We start from the raw sequence: 18,477 nt of genomic DNA on the forward strand, positions 1-18,477 counted from the left end.
CGGCCAGGAAGTCCAGTTTTGTTACGTTATTATCCTGTAGTGATATAGAAGTCTAGACTTCCGTAATGTGCGATTGTAGGATGAGCGTCCGGCCTTGTATCACAAGTCAAAAGGGAATCCAGTGTAAATCTGGAGCTGACGCGCAGCGGTAAGGAAAGCCTCGGCGATAGCATTATTATGCAGACACTGTCTTTTATAGATGGGAAGTCATCGCTTTCGTTGTATCCCTTACCGCCATTGACGGTTTGTGGTAACAACGGCATCCAAGCCCGAAGACCTGCCGGAATACGTCGCAATTGGTTCTGCATATCGCGTGCTATTAACAGAGCCTGCGGCATCCTTATTATTTCTCGGATGCTTTAACAATGATTAAAAAAGTTTCGCTGCTGACGGTGCTTTCCGTCACGGCATTTTCTGGCTGGGCACAGGAAAACAGTTCATCTCTAAATTCGTCATCGGAAAAAAATACCGATGACATAGTGGTAACCGCAAACCGTTTCGCACAGCCAGTTTCTTCGGTGCTGGCGGCAATTGATGTGGTCACTCGTGATGACATCAATAGGTGGCAAGCGAAAAATGTTTTGGAAGTTATGCGTCGATTGCCAGGGGTGAATATTGCTCAGACTGGTGGGTTGGGACAAAGCGCATCAATGTATATTCGGGGCTCGGAAGCACGCCATACGTTGGTACTTATTGATGGTGTCCCTATTGCTAAATACGGTATTACAGGCGATCCAGATTTCAACCTTATTCCTATTGCTTTAGTACAGCGCATTGAGTTTATGCGTGGTCCACGTTCTGCGGTATACGGTGCCGACGCTATTGGTGGCGTGGTTAATATCATTACGCAAACAACAGAAAATAAAACAGTACTTAATGCAGGGGCTGGTTCGAACCGCTATCAGGAATATAGTGGAAGCTTGCATCAGTCGGTTGGTGATAGCACGCGAGTCTCTTTAGCCGGAGCTTATCAGGATACTCGGGGATTCAATGTTTACCCAGATTCATCTAATCAGGCGTTAGACTCAGATAAAGATGGCTGGCGCAATAAAACATTCTGGGCAGGTGTTGAACATCAGTTTAACGATTCAATTTCTGGGTTCTTCCGTGGCTATGGTTATGGCGCTAATAGCGATTATGATGCGCTTTCCCAAGATTTTGGTTTTCCTATTCAAAATGAACAGCAAAGCTACAATCATACTTATAGTGGAGGATTGCGATTCTCCCATGAAAATTATGCTTCTCAGTTGATTGCCAGCTATCAGAAATACACTTCAATCCAATATCTCAGTACTCAAGGGCGCTATGGTGCCTATAACTCCCAAGATGATATGGATCAACAGGACGTGCTTTGGGGGAACACTTTGGCGTTAAGCCATGGCATGGTTAGTGCTGGCGTTGACTGGCGCCGGCAGAAGTTAACTTCAGAAGGCGTTAGTTTTAATACGTTAAATCGTGAAAGTAATCGCTATAAGCAGGATAATTCAGGTGCCTATTTAACCGCGCAACAGCAATATGGTGCGGTTATTCTTGAAGGGTCTGTACGCGGTGATGACAATGAGAAATTTGGTAGACATGGTACTTGGCAGCTTGCATCAGGCTGGGAATTCTTCCCCGATTACCGAGTAACCCTCTCCTATGCGACAGGCTTTCAGGCACCCACTTTGGGACAGTTGTATGGTCAGAAGCGTTTCGATATTGAATCAAATGAGAACTTAAAGCCTGAAGAGTCGAAACAATGGGAAGCCGGATTGGAAGGTTTAACCGGGCCATTAAGTTGGCGTTTGTCGGGTTATATTAATAAGATCGATAATCTGATCGCGTATGAGTATGCCTTTGCAACAAGTACTGGGACTTATTATAACGTTGATGCAGCAACGATGAAGGGGCTGGAGTGGACGGGATCATTTGAGACCGGTGTGCTGAATCATCAAATCACTTTGGACTACCTTGATGCCCGTAACGATGAAAACGATAAGGTTTTGGCCCGGCGCGCGAAGCAGCAAGCAAAGTACCAAGTTGATTGGAACCTGTATGACGTCGATTTTAATCTGAGTTACCAGTATGTAGGTAAGCGGTTTGATAATGCAGCGAATACTCGCCGCTTACCAAGCTACAGTACTGTTGATGTTTCCGCCTCATATCCGATCACCTCTCATCTGACAGTTCGTGGTAGAATCGCCAACCTGTTTGATAAAGATTATGAGACGGCATATGGCTACCGCACGGCAGGGCGAGAATACTATCTCACAGGAAGCTATATCTTCTAACCTGCCATCCCGTCCTACGATTCTGGTCTTCGATTCCGGCGTAGGCGGGCTATCTGTTTATGACGAAATCCGGCAGCTCTTGCCGGATCTTCACTATATATACGCATTCGATAACGAAGCGTTTCCCTATGGTGAGAAATCACAGCAGTTTATTATCGAGCGCGTGGTTGAGATTGTTAGTGCAGTCCAACAACGTCATCAGCTCGCATTGGTTGTGATTGCCTGCAATACGGCGAGTACGATTTCCCTTCCTGCGCTACGTGAGCGCTTTACTTTCCCTGTCGTGGGCGTCGTCCCAGCGGTTAAACCGGCGGCTAAGCTGACACGCAACGGTGTTGTTGGCCTATTGGCGACTCGCGCAACGGTTCAACGTCCCTATACGTATGAACTGATTGCCCGTTTTGCGACGGATTGCCAGATTTTGTCATTGGGATCGTCAGAACTGGTCGAGTTAGCAGAAGCGAAATTGCAGGGTGAGACGATCTCAGTTTCCGAACTGCAAAAAATTCTGCGCTCTTGGTTACGTTTACCGGAACCGCCAGATACGGTCGTGCTCGGGTGTACGCATTTTCCATTGTTAGCAGAAGAACTGAAAATGGCCTTGCCAGATGGTACACGTCTTGTGGATTCTGGGGCTGCTATAGCCAAAAGAACAGCATGGCTGATTGCTAATCTGGATAATCCTCCACTTTCGACAGATAAGAATCTGGTTTACTGCCTGGCGATTACGCCTAAAGTCGCTACGCTGTGGCCAATATTGCAGCGTTATGGCTTCGATTCGCTGGAAAAACTGCCACTTTGATAGCCTTGTGGGTAAATAGTAGACAAACGATAATTTTTTTGCATTTAGCGCTTGTCAGCGTGCGAGAAGTCCCTATAATGCGCCTCCACTGACACGGCAACAGCGACACGCGATTGTGGTGACAGGAAAAAAGATTCAACGAAGGCGGTCAGTAATGACTTGACTTCACAGCGGAAAAGCATAGTATATGCAGCCCGCGCCACCGATGAAGTGGCACTGCTCTTTAACAATTTAATCAGACAATCTGTGTGGGCACTCACAAGACCGTATCTTAACGATATAAAAAGTCTTGAAGAGTGAACAACAGTAAAATTCATTACGAATAAACAGTTACTAATTCTTTGAGCATCGCTGACGAGTTCAGCAAATCAAACAAATCTTAAATTGAAGAGTTTGATCATGGCTCAGATTGAACGCTGGCGGCAGGCCTAACACATGCAAGTCGAGCGGTAGCACAGGAGAGCTTGCTCTCTGGGTGACGAGCGGCGGACGGGTGAGTAATGTCTGGGAAACTGCCTGATGGAGGGGGATAACTACTGGAAACGGTAGCTAATACCGCATAACCTCGCAAGAGCAAAGAGGGGGACCTTCGGGCCTCTCGCCATCAGATGTGCCCAGATGGGATTAGCTAGTAGGTGAGGTAATGGCTCACCTAGGCGACGATCCCTAGCTGGTCTGAGAGGATGACCAGCCACACTGGAACTGAGACACGGTCCAGACTCCTACGGGAGGCAGCAGTGGGGAATATTGCACAATGGGCGCAAGCCTGATGCAGCCATGCCGCGTGTGTGAAGAAGGCCTTCGGGTTGTAAAGCACTTTCAGCGAGGAGGAAGGCAGTCGTGTTAATAGCACGGCTGATTGACGTTACTCGCAGAAGAAGCACCGGCTAACTCCGTGCCAGCAGCCGCGGTAATACGGAGGGTGCAAGCGTTAATCGGAATGACTGGGCGTAAAGCGCACGCAGGCGGTCTGTTAAGTTGGATGTGAAATCCCCGGGCTTAACCTGGGAACTGCATTCAAAACTGACAGGCTAGAGTCTTGTAGAGGGGGGTAGAATTCCAGGTGTAGCGGTGAAATGCGTAGAGATCTGGAGGAATACCGGTGGCGAAGGCGGCCCCCTGGACAAAGACTGACGCTCAGGTGCGAAAGCGTGGGGAGCAAACAGGATTAGATACCCTGGTAGTCCACGCTGTAAACGATGTCGATTTGGAGGTTGTGCCCTTGAGGCGTGGCTTCCGGAGCTAACGCGTTAAATCGACCGCCTGGGGAGTACGGCCGCAAGGTTAAAACTCAAATGAATTGACGGGGGCCCGCACAAGCGGTGGAGCATGTGGTTTAATTCGATGCAACGCGAAGAACCTTACCTACTCTTGACATCCAGAGAATTAGCTAGAGATAGCTGAGTGCCTTCGGGAACTCTGAGACAGGTGCTGCATGGCTGTCGTCAGCTCGTGTTGTGAAATGTTGGGTTAAGTCCCGCAACGAGCGCAACCCTTATCCTTTGTTGCCAGCGATTCGGTCGGGAACTCAAAGGAGACTGCCGGTGATAAACCGGAGGAAGGTGGGGATGACGTCAAGTCATCATGGCCCTTACGAGTAGGGCTACACACGTGCTACAATGGCGTATACAAAGAGAAGCGACCTCGCGAGAGCAAGCGGACCTCATAAAGTACGTCGTAGTCCGGATTGGAGTCTGCAACTCGACTCCATGAAGTCGGAATCGCTAGTAATCGTAGATCAGAATGCTACGGTGAATACGTTCCCGGGCCTTGTACACACCGCCCGTCACACCATGGGAGTGGGTTGCAAAAGAAGTAGGTAGCTTAACCTTCGGGAGGGCGCTTACCACTTTGTGATTCATGACTGGGGTGAAGTCGTAACAAGGTAACCGTAGGGGAACCTGCGGTTGGATCACCTCCTTACCAAGAAGATGTGCGTTAAGTGAAGTGCTCACACAGATTGTCTGATGAAAATACTGAGCAAGCGCACCTGTTGATGCGATGAGTGTAAACTCATGCTGACGCGATAGTGCCGGGTTTATGATCCGGTACGGATTTTTCGTGTCCCCATCGTCTAGAGGCCTAGGACACTGCCCTTTCACGGCTGTAACAGGGGTTCGAATCCCCTTGGGGACGCCAATCCGATAATGAGTGAAAGACATTATCATGAATATCTTAAAGATGATTCTTCGGAGTCATGTTTACGATATTGCTCTTTAACAATCTGGAACAAGCTGAAAATTGAAACATGACAGCTGAACATACTGATATGACATTTATGTCATGTGAGTGATGCGTCAGTCTGTCAATGAGTCTCTCAAATAATCGCAGCACGACAGTGACTTTGATTAATCAAAGACACCTTCGGGTTGTGAGGTTAAGCGACTAAGCGTACACGGTGGATGCCTAGGCAGTCAGAGGCGATGAAGGGCGTGCTAATCTGCGATAAGCGTCGGTAAGCTGATATGAAGCGTTATACCCGACGATACCCGAATGGGGAAACCCAGTGTGTTTCGACACACTATCATGACATGAATACATAGTGTCATGAGGCGAACCGGGGGAACTGAAACATCTCAGTACCCCGAGGAAAAGAAATCAACCGAGATTCCCCCAGTAGCGGCGAGCGAACGGGGAGGAGCCCAGAACCTGAATCAGTTTATGTGTTAGTGGAAGCGTCTGGAAAGTCGCACAGTAAAGGGTGATAGTCCCGTACACAAAAATGCACAAGCTGTGAGTTCGATGAGTAGGGCGGGACACGTGACATCCTGTCTGAATATGGGGGGACCATCCTCCAAGGCTAAATACTCCTGACTGACCGATAGTGAACCAGTACCGTGAGGGAAAGGCGAAAAGAACCCCGGCGAGGGGAGTGAAATAGAACCTGAAACCGTGTACGTACAAGCAGTGGGAGCCTACTTGTTAGGTGACTGCGTACCTTTTGTATAATGGGTCAGCGACTTATATTCTGTAGCAAGGTTAACCGTATAGGGGAGCCGCAGGGAAACCGAGTCTTAACTGGGCGTTAAGTTGCAGGGTATAGACCCGAAACCCGGTGATCTAGCCATGGGCAGGTTGAAGGTTGGGTAACACTAACTGGAGGACCGAACCGACTAATGTTGAAAAATTAGCGGATGACTTGTGGCTGGGGGTGAAAGGCCAATCAAACCGGGAGATAGCTGGTTCTCCCCGAAAGCTATTTAGGTAGCGCCTCGTGAATTCATCTTCGGGGGTAGAGCACTGTTTCGGCTAGGGGGTCATCCCGACTTACCAACCCGATGCAAACTACGAATACCGAAGAATGTTATCACGGGAGACACACGGCGGGTGCTAACGTTCGTCGTGAAGAGGGAAACAACCCAGACCGCCAGCTAAGGTCCCAAAGTCATGGTTAAGTGGGAAACGATGTGGGAAGGCACAGACAGCCAGGATGTTGGCTTAGAAGCAGCCATCATTTAAAGAAAGCGTAATAGCTCACTGGTCGAGTCGGCCTGCGCGGAAGATGTAACGGGGCTAAACCATGCACCGAAGCTGCGGCAGCGACACTTAGGTGTTGTTGGGTAGGGGAGCGTTCTGTAAGCCGTCGAAGGTGGCCTGTGAGGGCTGCTGGAGGTATCAGAAGTGCGAATGCTGACATAAGTAACGATAATGCGGGTGAAAAACCCGCACGCCGGAAGACCAAGGGTTCCTGTCCAACGTTAATCGGGGCAGGGTGAGTCGACCCCTAAGGCGAGGCTGAAAAGCGTAGTCGATGGGAAACAGGTTAATATTCCTGTACTCGGTGTTACTGCGAAGGGGGACGGAGAAAGCTAGGTTATCCGGGCGACGGTTGTCCCGGTTTAAGCGTGAAGGTGGATGACTTTGGTAAATCCGGGTCATTGTTAACACTGAGGCGTGATGACGAGTCACTACGGTGATGAAGTAACCAATGCTACGCTTCCAGGAAAAGCCTCTAAGCTCCAGGTAACATCAAATCGTACCCCAAACCGACACAGGTGGTCAGGTAGAGAATACTCAGGCGCTTGAGAGAACTCGGGTGAAGGAACTAGGCAAAATGGTGCCGTAACTTCGGGAGAAGGCACGCTGATGGTAGGTGAAGTGACTTGCTCATGGAGCTGAAATCAGTCGAAGATACCAGCTGGCTGCAACTGTTTAATAAAAACACAGCACTGTGCAAACACGAAAGTGGACGTATACGGTGTGACGCCTGCCCGGTGCCGGAAGGTTAATTGATGGGGTCAGCCGCAAGGCGAAGCTCTTGATCGAAGCCCCGGTAAACGGCGGCCGTAACTATAACGGTCCTAAGGTAGCGAAATTCCTTGTCGGGTAAGTTCCGACCTGCACGAATGGCGTAATGATGGCCAGGCTGTCTCCACCCGAGACTCAGTGAAATTGAACTCGCTGTGAAGATGCAGTGTACCCGCGGCAAGACGGAAAGACCCCGTGAACCTTTACTATAGCTTGACACTGAACCTTGAGCCTTGATGTGTAGGATAGGTGGGAGGCTTTGAAGCGTGGACGCCAGTCTGCGTGGAGCCAACCTTGAAATACCACCCTTTAATGTTTGATGTTCTAACGTAGACCCGTAATCCGGGTTGCGGACAGTGTCTGGTGGGTAGTTTGACTGGGGCGGTCTCCTCCCAAAGCGTAACGGAGGAGCACGAAGGTTAGCTAATCCTGGTCGGACATCAGGAGGTTAGTGCAAAGGCATAAGCTAGCTTGACTGCGAGAGTGACAGCTCGAGCAGGTGCGAAAGCAGGTCTTAGTGATCCGGTGGTTCTGAATGGAAGGGCCATCGCTCAACGGATAAAAGGTACTCCGGGGATAACAGGCTGATACCGCCCAAGAGTTCATATCGACGGCGGTGTTTGGCACCTCGATGTCGGCTCATCACATCCTGGGGCTGAAGTAGGTCCCAAGGGTATGGCTGTTCGCCATTTAAAGTGGTACGCGAGCTGGGTTTAGAACGTCGTGAGACAGTTCGGTCCCTATCTGCCGTGGGCGTTGGAAGATTGAGAGGGGTTGCTCCTAGTACGAGAGGACCGGAGTGAACGCACCACTGGTGTACGGGTTGTGATGCCAATTGCATTGCCCGGTAGCTAAGTGCGGAAGAGATAACCGCTGAAAGCATCTAAGCGGGAAACTTGCCTCGAGATGAGTCTTCCCTGGGCACCAGATGCCCCTGAAGGGCCGTTGAAGACGACGACGTAGATAGGCTGGGTGTGTAAGCGTAGCGATACGTTGAGCTAACCAGTACTAATGACCCGAGAGGCTTAACCTTACAACACCGAAGGTGTTTTGAGATGACTCAAAAGACAATACTCAGCTTGTTCAGAGATTGGTTCTGATGGTTGTACAGATAAGAAGCGAAAGCAACTTAAGTGCAACGGTTGGAATGAAACAGAATTTGCCTGGCGGCGATAGCGCGGTGGTCCCACCTGACCCCATGCCGAACTCAGAAGTGAAACGCCGTAGCGCCGATGGTAGTGTGGGGCTTCCCCATGTGAGAGTAGGGAACTGCCAGGCATCAAACAAGTGGAAAGCCCCTGTCGCAAGACAGGGGCTTTTTGCTATGGGCGTTTGGTGTATGTTGTTTATGCCTTACCAGTGGTAAAAGGCAGTCGGTATCTTGCGTAGATCAGGTAGACTATGTGATATCTGAATTAGTAGGTATTTCTATCATGGCGTCGAGCGTTATTTCATTGAAGTCTCATAACTCTTTCTCATTATCTGTTTCTGCATCTCGCATTACGGTTGCGGATACTCAAGATAAATTGATCGAAGGATGGCACGTCGCCAGCGCATCACAAGAACCTGTTTTGTTGCTAGGAGAAGGGAGCAATGTTCTTTTTCTTGAGGATTTCTTAGGCACCATTCTGCTAAACCGACTCAAAGGTATAGATATTCGTGAAGAAAGCGATGGTTGGTATCTTCATATTGGTGCTGGTGAGAATTGGCATCAATTAGTCGAATACACGCTTAAGTGTGGTATTGCTGGGTTAGAAAATCTGGCGTTAATTCCTGGATGTGTGGGATCTGCACCGATACAGAATATTGGTGCGTATGGTGTCGAATTACAACATATCTGTGATTATGTTGAATTGTTGGATCTGACAGAAGGTAAAGTCATGCGCCTTACTTCTGAGGAATGCCAGTTCGGTTACCGTGAAAGCATATTTAAGCATCAATACCGATCTGGGTTTGCGATTACCGCTGTAGGGCTTTTTTTAAAGAAAGAATGGAATCCAGTACTCAACTACGGCGATTTGGCAAAACTGAATCCTGAAACCGTCACTCCGCAGCAGGTATTTGATTCTGTATGCAATATGCGTCGAAGCAAGCTCCCTGATCCTACAGTGACAGGTAATGCGGGTAGCTTCTTCAAAAACCCGATAATTACACAACAGCATGCTGAGAGTATTTTACGAGAGTATCCGAATGCGCCTCAGTATATGCAAACTGATGGTAACGTTAAACTGGCAGCTGGATGGTTAATTGATCAGTGCAAGCTTAAAGGGTTTCAGCTTGGTGGTGCAGCTGTTCACGATAAACAAGCATTAGTTCTAATCAATAAAAATAATGCAAAAAGCTCGGATATTGTCGAATTAGCGCGTTATGTCCGCAATCAAGTTGCTGAAAAATTCTCCATATTTTTGGAGCCCGAAGTGCGTTTCATTGCTACGCATGGAGAGGTCAATGCCATCGAGGTGTTATCATGAAAGATATTACGGTCCCTCTTAAATTAATAAATATTCTCTCTGATGGTGAATTTTATTCCGGTGAATTACTGGGTGAAATGATGGGGATGAGTCGAGCTGCAATTAATAAACATATTCAAACTATACGCGATTGGGGAATTGACGTATTTACCGTAACCGGTAAGGGCTATTCTTTACCGGTGCCGATGCAGTTATTAGATGAAGACGTTATCCTCAAGCAACTACCGGAAGGTGGGGTAACGGTTTTACCTGTCGTTGATTCTACTAACCAGTATATTTTAGAACGATTGGATACACTATCCTCCGGCGATGCATGCCTTGCTGAATATCAAAAATCTGGGCGTGGTCGTCGGGGACGGCAATGGTTTTCGCCCTTTGGTGCGAATTTATATTTGTCCTTATATTGGCGTCTAGAGCAGGGGCCAGCTGCGGCTGTTGGCGTGAGTCTGGTCATCGGTATCGTAATGGCCGAAGTGCTACATAAGCTTGGTGCTGATGGTGTTCGAGTCAAATGGCCCAATGATTTATATCTGAAGGATAGAAAGTTGGCTGGCATCCTTGTTGAACTTACCGGGAAAACGGGTGACGCTGCTAATTTGGTCATTGGTGCAGGCATTAATTTACAAATGAGAGAACCAGCTCCAGATACGATTAATCAAGGCTGGATAAATTTACAAGAGGCAGGTATAGATATTAATCGTAATACACTCGCTTCGACTCTTATTTCTGAATTAAGAAGCGCTTTGGCTGTTTTTGAGCTACAAGGCCTTGAACCATTTATTCCCAGATGGGAAAAATTGGATAATTATTTTAATCGCTCGGTTCGTTTGATTATCGGTAACCGCGAAATACATGGTGTCGACCGAGGGATAGATCGTCAGGGTGCATTGTTATTAGAAAGCGACGGTTTGATAACGTCGTATATTGGTGGAGAAATTTCTTTGCGCGGTGCATAAAAAAGGGGGGAAGTCCCCCTTTTTACATATTCATTTTTCATTTTCTTAATCGAACACATTCAACGGCATGATTAGCGCTTTTAGTCATAATAAGACTAGCTCTCTCCCGTGTGGGAAGAATATTTTCTTTTAGATTAAGTCCATTAATTTCCTTCCATAATTGAGATGCAATACCGACGGCTTCCTCTTTCGTTAATTTTGCATAATTATGGAAGTATGAATTTGGATTTGAGAATGCACCTTGTCTAAATTTCAAAAAGCGATTTATATACCATGTTTGTAGCAGTGTTTCAGGAGCATCGACATAGATAGAAAAATCCACAAAGTCAGAAACAAAAACTCTATGTGGATCATGTGGATAGTCCATTCCGCTTTGTAAAACGTTTAAGCCTTCCAATATTAAAATATCAGGCTGTTCCAACACTTTATTATTATTAGGAACAATGTCGTATGTTAAATGGGAATATGTTGGGGCTGTGACTTGGTGTGTTCCTGACTTTATATCAGAAACAAATTTTACCAGACTGTGCATATCGTATGATTGCGGAAAGCCTTTTTTCTTCATCAAATCGCGCTCTTTTAGCACCTTATTGGGATGAAGAAATCCATCGGTTGTAATAAGTTCTACACTGCGGTGCTCCGGCCAGCGGCTTAATAACGCCTGGAGCACACGGGCTGTAGTACTTTTTCCTACAGCTACGCTACCTGCGATGCCGATTATGTAAGGTATTTTTTGGCCATCGGTTCCTAAAAACTGCTCAAGCACAGCCTGACGACGTAAATTAGAGCTTATATAGAAATTGAGCAGGCGAGATAGCGGCAGATAAATTTCTGCGACTTCATCTAATGAAAGGTCTTCGTTAATCCCTTTGAGCTTAACGATTTCTTCCTCTGTCAGCGTTAACGGGACGGAATCGCGCAAGGCGGCCCATTGGCTGCGGTTAAATTGTAGATATGGCGTGGCCAAGGATTGCTCTCTATTGCTCATAAGTCGTGTTCTGCCTGCTTCACAGGTAAGAAAAGGGACTCTCAGCCCAGCGAAGAAAACGGGCTATTAGTTTAGCCAACGCGATGATCGCGGCACCTTCTCTTATGTAATAAATTTTTGATAATGGGCAGGTTAACACTTTGCTACTAGAAAGAAGAAGAGAAAATCGGTGCTGTACCCGATGCTTCTATGTTTACGCATCGGGTACTCGCTAGCTAGCGATGGCTTTGGAGTTGCCCCTACTAAAACGGACACGGCTAATTAGCAGCTAACATGGCATCGCGATATTCGCGTGGGGATTTCATATTCAGCCCCTTGTGCGGATGCAGGTTATTATAGTCCTCCATCCATTCTGCCATTTTTTCCATCACTGATACTGCATCCGGCAGGTCATTTACGTAGACGTAATCCCGCTTGAACGTCTTGACGAACGATTCTGCCATGCCGTTGCTTTCCGGGCTACGTACTGGGGTGGTACACACGATGAACCCCAGTGAACTGGCGAACGTACGCGTGGCATCGGCTATGTAGCAACTGCCGTTATCAGTCAGCCATTCTACTGCATGTGGGACCATCAGTGCGTTACCGAACCGCTTCTCCAGACTTTCTGTCAGCAGATCCTGTACCATTACACTGCTGATACCCCCTGTGGTGGCACTCCAGCCGATAACCTCTCGGTCACAGCAGTCCAGGCTGAACACCACTCGTACCACTTCACGGTTCCAGCAGCGGATTTCAAAGCCGTCAGAGCACCACCGGGTATCCGGTTTCAGTGTGATCACACTACCGGTATGGTTGCGGTGTTTTTTCTCATGACCCGATTTTGCCAGCAGCAGGTTATGGTGTTTCATGATCCGGTATATCCGCTTTGGATTTACCCGGCGACCGTCTTCCTTTAACCTGCGATTCAGATGTGCGGTGACCCTGCGATAGCCATTTGTCGAGCGCTGGCTGCATATCTGTCTGATTGATGGCAATAATTCCTCATCCGCTTCTTTGCTGTAACGCGCCATACGGGGCAGTCGCTGCCCACTCAGGCGTTCATAAAGATTAGAGCGTGATACCTGCAGTACCTGTGTTATCCGGATTAGGGGATATCGTCCGGTGGCAGCAATGGCATGCGCGATATCAACTTTTTTGACTGCGCTATCTCCAGCGCATCGCGGAGGATTTCGGCTTCCATTGTTTTACGTCCCAGCATCTGCTCAAGCTGTTTTACCTTTTTTTCCAGTGCCTTAACTTCAGCAACACTGACAACGTCATCGCCAGCAGCGATCGCAGATTGGCCACCTTCGTTCATAAGTCGTTTCCATTTAAAAAGCAGACTGGGTGTAATGCCATATTGCCGGGCAACCAGAGAAACGGAATAGCCGGGTTGCATGGACAGCGCAACAAAACGGGATTTTTCTTCGGCAGTATAACGGCGTCGCTTCTGCTCGCCAGTGATCACTTCGATTCTTTGCACAAGACACTCCTTAAACATAGGTCTATGCCTATGTCTTATTGATGAAGTGTCCGGTTTAAATGGGGGCTACTACAGGCTTTGCCTAAACCGTTCACGGCAAAGAGACGCTTATAATAGATAGCCGTTGGGTGGTAATAGCCATCGGGTGTGCAAGCATAGTCTGGCAATTCTCCCAGATGGCGATAACCCAAGGCACGGTAGAACGCTTCTGCGGGGGAACCTGCCTGAGTATCTAAGTAGAGCAATCCCCTCTGCTGTAAAAGCGCGCTTTTTTCCAATAGCTGAATGAGCAGTCGTCCTATTCCCGCTCTTCTTATGCGGCTATGAACCAATAATTTTTGAATTTCAGCTCTATTTTTCCCGTTTGGTTTTTCACACAACTCGAGCTGTACGCTTCCGACGATACCCTCCTCATTGCGCGCTACCCATAGCATGCGTTCACCGTTGGCAACGGACGTTTGCAAACTATGAAAATATTCTGTGGCTTCGTTGTGGGACGGTGGCGAGTGGTATCCAACAGAGGCGCCTTTTTCTACAGCATCTATCAATAGATTAGCCAGTTCTTCACGATAGACAGGCAAAGTTGCTGCATTGAGTTGAACGGTTTTCATCGTATTTTACCCCTTCGACAGAAATTTATGTCTAACCAAGCAAAATGCGTTCCAGACCTATTTCCTTAGAAAAACGAGCAAAATAGCATCGCTCAGTGCAGCGTCTGCTCTTCTAAAGGGCAAAACCGTATTTTTGGTGCAAAAGAAACAGGAGGTAGTTTGATGGCGAAATCTCCATTTTGTTGGATGGAACTGGTGGTTCTTTGCGCTAATTCTTACTGCTACTCTGGATTTATAGCTGAATTTGGATAAAATCTAAGCGATAGCGCATTTTACGCAATTTTTTTGTTGCATCGAGCGCTCTGTCTACCTAGAATGCGCAGCACTTGAAGCCGGCTTAGCTCAGTAGGTAGAGCAACTGACTTGTAATCAGTAGGTCACCAGTTCGATTCCGGTAGCCGGCACCATCAAGTACACAATCAGGTGGGGTTCCCGAGCGGCCAAAGGGAGCAGACTGTAAATCTGCCGTCACAGACTTCGAAGGTTCGAATCCTTCCCCCACCACCAAATTCAATCCTGGTAACAGGATATTCGATACGGTAGTAAGACTGAGCCGGATCGATGAAGGCGGGGTCTATAAAATCTTATTCCCCCAAATTCAAAATCTACAGAAAAATTAGGTAGCCGAGTTCCAGGATGCGGGCATCGTATAATGGCTATTACCTCAGCCTTCCAAGCTGATGATGTGGGTTCGATTCCCACTGCCCGCTCCAAGATGTGCTGATATAGCTCAGTTGGTAGAGCGCACCCTTGGTAAGGGTGAGGTCGGCAGTTCGAATCTGCCTATCAGCACCACTTCCTTTTCCTCCTCCTGATTTTCTTTCTGTGAATAAATTCAGCAAGCTGTCGCTTGGTTGATGTGGTGATACCACCGATTTATCCGTGTCTTAGAGGGACAATCGATGTCTAAAGAAAAATTTGAACGTACAAAACCGCACGTTAACGTCGGTACTATCGGCCACGTTGACCATGGTAAAACAACGCTGACCGCTGCAATCACTACCGTTCTGGCTAAAACCTACGGTGGTAGCGCACGTGCATTCGACCAGATCGATAACGCACCAGAAGAAAAAGCACGTGGTATCACCATCAACACGTCCCACGTTGAATACGATACTCCGTCTCGCCACTACGCGCACGTTGACTGCCCGGGACACGCCGACTATGTGAAAAACATGATCACCGGTGCTGCCCAGATGGACGGCGCGATCCTGGTTGTTGCTGCGACTGACGGCCCAATGCCTCAGACCCGTGAGCACATCCTGCTGGGTCGTCAGGTTGGCGTTCCTTTCATCATCGTGTTCCTGAACAAATGTGACATGGTTGATGACGAAGAGCTGCTGGAACTGGTTGAGATGGAAGTGCGTGAGCTGCTGTCTCAGTACGACTTCCCAGGCGACGACACCCCAGTGGTTCGTGGTTCTGCTCTGAAAGCGCTGGAAGGCGAAGCTGAGTGGGAAGCAAAAATCATCGAACTGGCAGAGCACCTGGATTCTTATATCCCAGAGCCAGAGCGTGCCATTGACAAGCCGTTCTTGCTGCCAATCGAAGACGTATTCTCCATCTCCGGTCGTGGTACCGTTGTTACCGGTCGTGTAGAGCGCGGTATCGTTAAAGTCGGTGAAGAAGTTGAAATCGTTGGTATCAAAGATACCGCGAAATCTACCTGTACCGGCGTAGAAATGTTCCGCAAACTGCTGGACGAAGGTCGTGCAGGCGAGAACGTTGGTGTTCTGCTGCGTGGTATCAAGCGTGAAGAAATCGAGCGTGGTCAGGTACTGGCTAAGCCGGGTTCAATCAAGCCGCACACTCAGTTCGAATCCGAAGTGTATATCCTGAGCAAAGATGAAGGCGGCCGTCATACTCCGTTCTTCAAAGGCTACCGTCCTCAGTTCTACTTCCGTACGACTGACGTAACGGGCACCATCGAACTGCCAGAAGGCGTAGAGATGGTAATGCCGGGCGACAACATCAAAATGGTTGTTACCCTGATCCACCCAATCGCGATGGATGACGGTTTGCGTTTCGCAATCCGTGAAGGCGGCCGTACAGTAGGCGCGGGCGTTGTTGCTAAAGTTATCGCTTAATCGCTGATAACGTTTGACGCGACACGCGATAAAAGGGCATCATTTGATGCCCTTTTTCTACGCTGTCATGGTAGAACCTATCTCATCAGCGATTGTGAGATATAATCATTGGTGAGATAGGCTCTGTAGATACGGCGTAAATACCGAATTATTCGTTTTACAGAACATCTTTCGGTTTGGTTGCCCCGCGGTTGCGGGGCAAAGTTATTTGTCTGAATCATTGTGACAGGTTGGTTTATGAGTGCGAATACCGAAGCTCAGGATAGTGGGCGTGGCCTGGAAGTGATTAAGTGGCTAGTAGTAGGTGCCTTGCTGGTCGTTGCGATTGTTGGCAATTATTATTACCGTGAATTTAGTCTTCCTCTGCGTGCATTAGCCGTTGTTATCCTGATCGCCGCAGCCGGTGGCGTGGCACTGCTGACCACGAAAGGCAAAGCAACCGTAGCGTTTGCTCGTGAAGCGCGTACCGAAGTGCGCAAAGTAATTTGGCCGACTCGTCAGGAAACGTTACACACCACGTTAATCGTTGCCGCGGTGACAGCCGTGATGTCACTGATTTTGTGGGGACTGGATGGTATTCTGGTCCGTCTGGTATCGTTTATCACTGGCCTGAGGTTCTAAGATGTCTGAAGCTCCAAAAAAACGTTGGTACGTCGTTCAGGCGTTTTCTGGTTTTGAAGGTCGCGTAGCACAATCACTGCGTGAGCATATCAAACTCCATAATATGGAAGAATTGTTTGGCGAAGTCATGGTTCCTACTGAAGAAGTTGTTGAGATCCGTGGTGGTCAGCGTCGCAAGAGCGAACGCAAGTTTTTCCCTGGTTATGTTTTGGTACAGATGGTGATGGAAGATGCTAGTTGGCATCTTGTGCGCAGCGTACCTCGTGTTATGGGGTTCATTGGCGGCACATCTGACCGTCCTGCTCCAATCAGTGACAAAGAGGTGGATGCGATTATGAATCGTCTCCAGCAGGTTGGTGACAAGCCTCGTCCGAAAACGCTGTTTGAACCAGGTGAAATGGTTCGCGTCAACGATGGTCCATTTGCCGACTTCAACGGTGTTGTCGAAGAAGTTGACTATGAGAAGAGCCGCCTGAAGGTGTCTGTCTCTATCTTTGGTCGTGCAACCCCTGTTGAGCTGGACTTTGCTCAGGTCGAAAAAGGCTAATTGCCTGATAAGGCTTACTGAAAATAGCGACTTGCCTATGGCGCGAAATTAACCTATAATTTCGCGCCTTTAGTTTTTCAGTGGCCTTAATGGCGACTGAAACGTAATAAAAACCACGGGGAGCCTTTCAGTAGGCGTTATTACCCAATTGAGGAAAGTTAAATGGCCAAGAAAGTACAAGCCTACGTCAAGCTGCAAGTTGCAGCTGGTATGGCTAACCCGAGCCCACCGGTAGGTCCGGCTCTGGGTCAGCAAGGTGTTAACATCATGGAATTCTGTAAGGCGTTCAATGCTAAAACTGAAAGCATTGAGAAAGGCCTGCCGACTCCGGTTGTTATTACCGTTTATTCTGACCGTTCTTTCACCTTCGTTACCAAAACGCCCCCAGCAGCTGTTCTGCTGAAGAAAGCGGCTGGTATCAAGTCTGGTTCCGGTAAGCCGAACAAAGACAAAGTAGGTAAAGTAACGAGCGCTCAGGTTCGTGAAATCGCAGAAACTAAAGCTGCGGACATGACTGGTTCTGATGTAGACGCCATGGCGCGTTCTATCGCAGGTACCGCTCGTTCCATGGGCCTGGTAGTGGAGGATTAATAAATGGCTAAGCTGACCAAGCGCATGCGCGTGATCCGTGACAAAGTTGATGTAACTAAACAGTATGACATCAACGAAGCTGTTGCTCTGCTCAAAGAGCTGGCCACTGCTAAGTTCGTAGAAAGTGTAGACGTAGCTGTTAACCTCGGCATCGATGCACGTAAATCTGACCAAAACGTTCGCGGTGCAACCGTACTGCCACACGGCACCGGTCGTTCTGTTCGCGTAGCTGTCTTCACCCAAGGTGCAAACGCTGAAGCTGCTAAAGCAGCTGGCGCTGAGTTCGTGGGCATGGAAGATCTGGCTGATCAGATCAAAAAAGGCGAAATGGGCTTTGACGTTGTTATTGCATCTCCAGATGCAATGCGCGTTGTTGGCCAGTTAGGCCAGGTTCTGGGTCCACGTGGCCTGATGCCAAACCCGAAAGTAGGTACTGTAACTCCTAACGTTGCTGAAGCTGTTAACAATGCTAAAGCGGGTCAGGTTCGTTACCGTAACGACAAGAACGGTATCATCCATACCACTATCGGTAAGGTTGATTTCGATTCTAACAAATTGAAAGAAAACCTGGAATCTCTGCTGGTTGCGCTGAAAAAAGCAAAACCATCTCAGGCGAAAGGCGTGTACATCAAGAAAGTTAGCCTGTCTACCACTATGGGTGCTGGCGTTGCCATCGACCAGAGCGGTCTGAACGCTGCTGCTAACTAATAGCTTTTGTTCCGCTTTACTCGGGTGTGAGATTTACCTATAATTTTACGCCCGTTGTTCCTCAAGTGGAATGATGCAAGAATTTTTCGGTTGGAGCCTGGCCTATCCAGGC

12 protein-coding genes, 5 tRNA genes, 3 rRNA genes and 1 riboswitch are annotated in these 18,477 nt (G+C 48.3%); of the genes, 17 read left to right on the plus strand and 3 right to left on the minus strand.

Going from position 1 to position 18,477, the window contains the following annotated elements:
• Positions 1-74 precede the first annotated feature (74 nt).
• Positions 75-299: riboswitch (cobalamin riboswitch) on the plus strand.
• A gap of 66 nt (positions 300-365) precedes the next feature.
• The 8 genes from btuB (at position 366) to birA (ending at position 10,747) form a co-directional block, all read left to right on the plus strand.
• Complete coding sequence (gene btuB, locus EO763_RS00970; RefSeq protein WP_161527809.1) at positions 366-2,270, plus strand: TonB-dependent vitamin B12 receptor BtuB; 1,905 nt, start codon at positions 366-368, stop codon at positions 2,268-2,270.
• Positions 2,215-3,072 (plus strand): glutamate racemase, encoded by an 858-nt coding sequence (gene murI / locus EO763_RS00975; protein WP_161527810.1) that lies wholly within the window; start codon positions 2,215-2,217, stop codon positions 3,070-3,072. Before btuB ends, murI begins: the two co-directional genes overlap by 56 nt.
• A gap of 381 nt (positions 3,073-3,453) precedes the next feature.
• A 16S ribosomal RNA gene (locus EO763_RS00980) occupies positions 3,454-4,995 on the plus strand.
• Between the two features lie 140 nt (positions 4,996-5,135).
• Positions 5,136-5,211 (plus strand) — tRNA-Glu (locus tag EO763_RS00985).
• Positions 5,212-5,447: 236 nt separating this feature from the next.
• Positions 5,448-8,353: ribosomal RNA gene (locus tag EO763_RS00990) — 23S ribosomal RNA — on the plus strand.
• Positions 8,354-8,482: 129 nt separating this feature from the next.
• Positions 8,483-8,598, plus strand: a 5S ribosomal RNA gene (gene rrf / locus EO763_RS00995).
• Together the 16S, 23S and 5S rRNA genes with 1 tRNA gene alongside form the textbook arrangement of a ribosomal RNA operon.
• Positions 8,599-8,753: 155 nt before the next feature.
• The gene (gene murB, locus EO763_RS01000; protein ID WP_161530312.1) at positions 8,754-9,791 is read left to right on the plus strand and encodes a UDP-N-acetylmuramate dehydrogenase; all 1,038 of its coding nucleotides are present in this window, start codon (positions 8,754-8,756) and stop codon (positions 9,789-9,791) included.
• On the plus strand, positions 9,788-10,747 hold the full coding sequence (birA, locus tag EO763_RS01005) for a bifunctional biotin--[acetyl-CoA-carboxylase] ligase/biotin operon repressor BirA (protein ID WP_161527811.1): 960 nt from the start codon (positions 9,788-9,790) through the stop codon (positions 10,745-10,747). Before murB ends, birA begins: the two co-directional genes overlap by 4 nt.
• A 37-nt stretch (positions 10,748-10,784) precedes the next feature.
• Here birA and coaA read toward each other — a convergent pair whose 3' ends face one another.
• From coaA to EO763_RS01020, 3 genes are all read right to left on the minus strand, one after another.
• Entirely contained in the window at positions 10,785-11,735 is a 951-nt protein-coding gene (gene coaA, locus EO763_RS01010) for a type I pantothenate kinase (protein ID WP_103183820.1), read from the minus strand.
• A 257-nt stretch (positions 11,736-11,992) separates the two neighbouring features.
• A protein-coding gene (locus EO763_RS01015) for an IS3 family transposase (RefSeq protein ID WP_244321988.1) occupies positions 11,993-13,218 on the minus strand; the annotation gives its coding sequence in 2 pieces (ribosomal slippage) (positions 11,993-12,876 and positions 12,876-13,218; 1,227 coding nt in all).
• Positions 13,219-13,235: 17 nt separating this feature from the next.
• The gene (locus EO763_RS01020) at positions 13,236-13,811 is read right to left on the minus strand and encodes a GNAT family N-acetyltransferase (protein ID WP_161527813.1); all 576 of its coding nucleotides are present in this window, start codon (positions 13,809-13,811) and stop codon (positions 13,236-13,238) included.
• A gap of 331 nt (positions 13,812-14,142) precedes the next feature.
• Here EO763_RS01020 and EO763_RS01025 point away from each other — a divergent pair.
• From EO763_RS01025 to rplA, 9 genes are all read left to right on the plus strand, one after another.
• A tRNA-Thr gene (locus tag EO763_RS01025) sits at positions 14,143-14,218 on the plus strand.
• A gap of 15 nt (positions 14,219-14,233) precedes the next feature.
• A tRNA-Tyr gene (locus EO763_RS01030) sits at positions 14,234-14,318 on the plus strand.
• A 131-nt stretch (positions 14,319-14,449) separates the two neighbouring features.
• Positions 14,450-14,524, plus strand: a tRNA-Gly gene (locus EO763_RS01035).
• 6 nt (positions 14,525-14,530) lie between these two features.
• Positions 14,531-14,606 (plus strand) — tRNA-Thr (locus tag EO763_RS01040).
• Between the two features lie 107 nt (positions 14,607-14,713).
• On the plus strand, positions 14,714-15,898 hold the full coding sequence (gene tuf, locus EO763_RS01045) for an elongation factor Tu (protein WP_010277443.1): 1,185 nt from the start codon (positions 14,714-14,716) through the stop codon (positions 15,896-15,898).
• A gap of 237 nt (positions 15,899-16,135) precedes the next feature.
• Positions 16,136-16,519: a preprotein translocase subunit SecE gene (gene secE / locus EO763_RS01050; RefSeq protein WP_010285488.1), complete on the plus strand. Its 384-nt coding sequence runs from the start codon at positions 16,136-16,138 to the stop codon at positions 16,517-16,519.
• Position 16,520: 1 nt separating this feature from the next.
• Positions 16,521-17,066, plus strand: a complete 546-nt coding sequence (gene nusG / locus EO763_RS01055) for a transcription termination/antitermination protein NusG (RefSeq protein ID WP_005970339.1) — start codon at positions 16,521-16,523, stop codon at positions 17,064-17,066.
• Between the two features lie 162 nt (positions 17,067-17,228).
• Positions 17,229-17,657, plus strand: coding sequence for a 50S ribosomal protein L11 (gene rplK / locus EO763_RS01060; RefSeq protein WP_039348150.1), 429 nt, complete (start codon positions 17,229-17,231; stop codon positions 17,655-17,657).
• 3 nt (positions 17,658-17,660) lie between these two features.
• On the plus strand, positions 17,661-18,365 hold the full coding sequence (gene rplA / locus EO763_RS01065; RefSeq protein WP_039494851.1) for a 50S ribosomal protein L1: 705 nt from the start codon (positions 17,661-17,663) through the stop codon (positions 18,363-18,365).
• Positions 18,366-18,477: the final 112 nt, after the last annotated feature.

The organism is Pectobacterium odoriferum (assembly GCF_009931295.1).
GTDB lineage: Bacteria > Pseudomonadota > Gammaproteobacteria > Enterobacterales > Enterobacteriaceae > Pectobacterium > Pectobacterium odoriferum.

Bases quoted from the DNA above. Each gene is read 5' to 3' on its own strand.
- btuB (WP_161527809.1), top strand. From the start codon at position 366: ATGATTAAAAAAGTTTCGCTGCTGACGGTGCTTTCCGTCACGGCATTT.
- murI (WP_161527810.1), top strand. From the start codon at position 2,215: ATGGCTACCGCACGGCAGGGCGAGAATACTATCTCACAGGAAGCTATA.
- murB (WP_161530312.1), top strand. From the start codon at position 8,754: ATGGCGTCGAGCGTTATTTCATTGAAGTCTCATAACTCTTTCTCATTA.
- birA (WP_161527811.1), top strand. From the start codon at position 9,788: ATGAAAGATATTACGGTCCCTCTTAAATTAATAAATATTCTCTCTGAT.
- coaA (WP_103183820.1), bottom strand. From the start codon at position 11,735: ATGAGCAATAGAGAGCAATCCTTGGCCACGCCATATCTACAATTTAAC.
- EO763_RS01020 (WP_161527813.1), bottom strand. From the start codon at position 13,811: ATGAAAACCGTTCAACTCAATGCAGCAACTTTGCCTGTCTATCGTGAA.
- tuf (WP_010277443.1), top strand. From the start codon at position 14,714: ATGTCTAAAGAAAAATTTGAACGTACAAAACCGCACGTTAACGTCGGT.
- secE (WP_010285488.1), top strand. From the start codon at position 16,136: ATGAGTGCGAATACCGAAGCTCAGGATAGTGGGCGTGGCCTGGAAGTG.
- nusG (WP_005970339.1), top strand. From the start codon at position 16,521: ATGTCTGAAGCTCCAAAAAAACGTTGGTACGTCGTTCAGGCGTTTTCT.
- rplK (WP_039348150.1), top strand. From the start codon at position 17,229: ATGGCCAAGAAAGTACAAGCCTACGTCAAGCTGCAAGTTGCAGCTGGT.
- rplA (WP_039494851.1), top strand. From the start codon at position 17,661: ATGGCTAAGCTGACCAAGCGCATGCGCGTGATCCGTGACAAAGTTGAT.